This window comes from Peribacillus sp. P4_C12 (assembly GCF_056402095.1).
On the sequence record NZ_JBFUIB010000367.1, the window covers coordinates 1 to 3,805 of the forward strand.

4 protein-coding genes and 1 pseudogene are annotated in these 3,805 nt (G+C 38.7%); 1 reads left to right on the forward strand and 4 read right to left on the reverse strand.

Features of this window, described 5'->3' with window-relative positions:
- Positions 1–299: IDEAL domain-containing protein (locus AC1DUW_RS23040; protein WP_477643551.1), on the reverse strand; the 299-nt coding region annotated here is incomplete at its 3' end.
- Positions 300–402: 103 nt separating this feature from the next.
- Positions 403–822, reverse strand: coding sequence for an RrF2 family transcriptional regulator (locus AC1DUW_RS23045; RefSeq protein ID WP_477643552.1), 420 nt, complete (start codon positions 820–822; stop codon positions 403–405).
- Positions 823–1,089: 267 nt separating this feature from the next.
- On the opposite strand from AC1DUW_RS23045, the pseudogene AC1DUW_RS23050 reads away from it, so the two are divergent.
- Positions 1,090–1,690, forward strand: a pseudogene (locus AC1DUW_RS23050) (MsnO8 family LLM class oxidoreductase); the annotation flags it as partial.
- Between the two features lie 593 nt (positions 1,691–2,283).
- On the opposite strand, the gene AC1DUW_RS23055 reads toward AC1DUW_RS23050, so the two are convergent.
- Both AC1DUW_RS23055 and AC1DUW_RS23060 read right to left on the reverse strand, forming a co-directional pair.
- Complete coding sequence (locus tag AC1DUW_RS23055) at positions 2,284–3,273, reverse strand: 2-hydroxyacid dehydrogenase (RefSeq protein WP_053345518.1); 990 nt, start codon at positions 3,271–3,273, stop codon at positions 2,284–2,286.
- 21 nt (positions 3,274–3,294) lie between these two features.
- On the reverse strand, positions 3,295–3,805 hold a 511-nt coding region (locus tag AC1DUW_RS23060; protein WP_477643553.1), incomplete at its 5' end, for an MFS transporter.

Consider the following 3,805-nt stretch of genomic DNA (forward strand, 5'->3'; position numbering starts at 1 on the left):
GATGCTAATTTTTCGGACAATTCCATAAACCACGCCTCATCTTTTGAAAGTAAGGCCAAATCAATTAATGTTAAAAGATGAGCTTCGTTACTAATTGATAAATCGGGAAGCTTTTCAGTCCATTTACTTGGAATCCAAATCGATTTTCCAACCGCTTTTTCATTGTCACTTTCCACCACATTCACTTTTACAATTTCTCGATTAGAGTTAACTATTTCAACAAAGCCGTGGATAAGTTCTCCTTCTCTGGACCTTCCCTGTACCCAATCCCCATTTTCAAATCGAATTTTATCGGCCATCTCTATAAATACCCCCCTTAAATGTTTAGTCACAGTTCAATTTAAAAGTTAAACTGTAAAAATAAAATATACAGTAAGCATAAAAGAAAAAACTAAATCAATATCAAGGACATTGTTTAATTTTTTCCAAAAAAGTGCTAAGGGTAATTTTCTCTAAATATTTTTCAAAATATAATTCAGCTTCATCGAAAATTTCATCCATAACCATCTGGGTATTAGACGATATAACACATTTTTTCTTCGGATCACCTGTACACCAATTTGGTTTCAGGGTTCCATGTGAGACTGCAATATAAATATCAGCCAAACTTATCTCTTGAGGGTTACAGTCAAGAATATAGCCGCCGCCCACACCTTCTTTTGTCTTAACAAATCCATTATTTCGTAAGCAACTCATCATTTTACGTATTCTAGCTGAGTTTGTACAAACGTTTTCTGCGATAGACTCACTGCTGGCCATATGATCTGGTAAATATGCTAAATAGATTAAACTATGCACAGCTATTGTAAAATCACTATTCACTTTTTTCGCATCCTCCTCAAGAAGATTACTGTAATCTTAATATTTACAGTTAACTATGTCAACTAAAAAACTCACTAATGGTTATCTATGTCAGGCCTAACTTTATTTTAGTAAATCGTTTTATTTCGAAACAACAAAAACAGCTGTTAGAATGTATTTTATGTTTTGGAGGGATTGTGTGAGTAACAACCTTCCATCCTCCGTAACATCAAGTTTTTTTATAGAAAGAAGTTGAATTTATTGAGTGACTCTAATAGTATTCGTTCGATGCGAATAAAAGATATTCCCTTTCATGCTTGATCTTTCTCCCATTGTACTTGGAGGAAAACCTGCTCAATCTTTAAGAAATACACTTAATCTTGCAAGACATGTTGAGAACTTAGGGTATAATCGTTTTGGTTGGCTGAACATCATAATATGCCCCTTATCGCTAGTACCGCTACATCAGTAATGATTGAACATGCAGCAGCAGGTACTTCAAAGATTCATGTAGGTTCAGGAGGAATTATGCTCCCGAACCATGCTCCATTAGTTATTGCAGAACAATTTGGAACGCTCGAATCCTTGTTTCCTGGTCGAATTGATTTGGGACTTGGCGAGCTCCTGGTACTGATCAACGTACTGCATATGCTATAAGACGTGTCCGTCAAAGTAATGGTCAAGAGTTTCCAGAACAACAGCGTATTTTAATCCAGCTTTAGCTTCTGAAAAAATGTATGTAAAAGCTATACCGGGAAATGGCTTAAACATTCCGATTTGGTTATTTGGCTCTAGCGGCTTCAGTGCGCAACTAGCTGGGATGCTTGGATTGCCTTTTGCGTTTGCAAGCCATTTTTCCCCTGAAGGAACACTCCCTGATTTAGAGATATAAGCTTTTTTCTCAATATCCGCAACTATTACGAATAACTAATGATGGAATTAGAGAATTTGTCTACTACGTATTTCATTCTTTTCATTGATCATCTCCTTCGAAATCTACTATGTTATTATTGAGAATAATGCTTGATCCAACAGACAAACCTACTCTTATTAATTTCATTTAATCAATGATTAATATTGCCCTCATGCAAAAAAAATACACCATTAATAAATCATGGTGTATAAGCAAATATCTTCTTTTAATGCTTTACTACAATTATTTACCTACTAGAATAGTTTAGTAGCTGAATTTACTACAATTATTTACCTACTAGAATAGTTTAGTAGCTGAAGGTTCCTCTGTCCAATCAGAAAAAATCATTATAACATCATCTAAAGTCTTCTCATTATTTGCTGATTTATCGATTTTTTTCAAGATGGACTAATTTGTTCCAACATTCGAGAAACTTAGAATAATAGTTTTTTTCTCATTAATCATTACCGTGATCCTTACATGTAATAAGAGCCGGGAAGATCGTTAAATGGTGTGAGAGATACCTGTGAGGACATCTCCTATTTCCATATTGGTGCCTTGCACCAATTTTACTCTTTAAGTGGCCGAAGTCCTTTCAATTCAGGAACGACATTCACTATCTCCCTTCCTGTAACCGCTGCTACAAGGTTCTTCGCCGCTAGCATAGCCATATCATATCGTGTTTGATGAGTAGCTGAACCTATATGCGGAAGAGTTACCACGTTTGGCATGGTTAAGAGCGGATTGTCAGGGGCTACGGGTTCCTGATCAAATACATCCAAACCGGCTGCAAGGATTTCCTTATTTTGCAGTGCTTCGATGAGGGCCTTTTCGTCCACCGTCTGGCCGCGAGATGTATTAATAAAGATTGCAGATTTTTTCATCAGTGCAAATTGCTCCCGTCCCATAAGCTTCTTCGTCTCAGGGGTATAAGGGACCATTAAAAGAACGAAATCTGATTCCCGCAAAAGGTGCTCTAGAGAGGTATAGGTTGCACCTACCGTTTCCTCTACTTCTGGTTTTCTTCGCCGGTTATGATACAAAATCTCCATGTTAAAACCGAATTTCCCTCGTCTTGCAATAGATTCTCCAATCCTACCCATACCTATGATGCCCAATGTTTTTCCATGAACATCAACGCCAAAGAGGGGTTCATCACCTTTACTTCCCCACTTGCCGTCCTTTACAAGCTTGTCCAGTTCCGGAAGGCGGCGAGCTGCTGAGAGCATTAAGGCTAAAGCTAAATCGGCCACGGTTTCATCGAGCACATCCGGTGTATTCGTACCGATTACGTTTCTCTTTTTCATTGCCTCTAGATCATAGTTGTTATAGCCTACTGAGATATTACTGACAGCCTTTAGGTTTGGTGCATGGTCCAGAAATTCATCATCAATTTTTTCCCCGGTGATGAGCAGTCCGTCAGCATCGGAAATTTGCTTTAACAGCTGGCTTCGGGTAATCGGTTCAGGGCCATTCCATTTTTCCCACTGGCAATACTGCGAAATATATGCTTCCACCTCAGCCGGTACTGGTCTTGCTATATACACTTTTGGAATCAATTTATGTCCTCCTTCGTTACACTATTCTTGAATAGGATGTTTTACAATAAACCAATAACAGATTGCGGCGCATCCGGCGATTAAACCGCCAGATATAAAGGCAAGGGAGTAAGATCCAGTTGCATCCACAATCATGCCTGCCACAACGGGGGAAAAGGCTCCACCAAAATAACCGCCAAAATTCTGAATGGCACCTACAGAAGCAACCATAGAAGGAGGGGCAATGTCACCAGCAAGTGCCCACGCACTACCTGTAATGGCAGAAATAAAACAAAGAGCAAGGGTCAGTAATGTTAAGGTAATAGCGAGTCCTTTGACAAGCGGAACGGCACATACAACAATAGCGGCCGAGATGGCACATATACTAATTAACGCACGCTTTGCTTTAATAGGTGTAGTAATTCCCTTGTCCACCCATTTTTTAGTAAGATATCCTCCGAAAATATTGCCAAAGATTCCGCCAAGCCAAGGGATACCAGCATAAATACCCATTTCTTTTAGTGAGACATGATGGACATCGAACAAATATAGG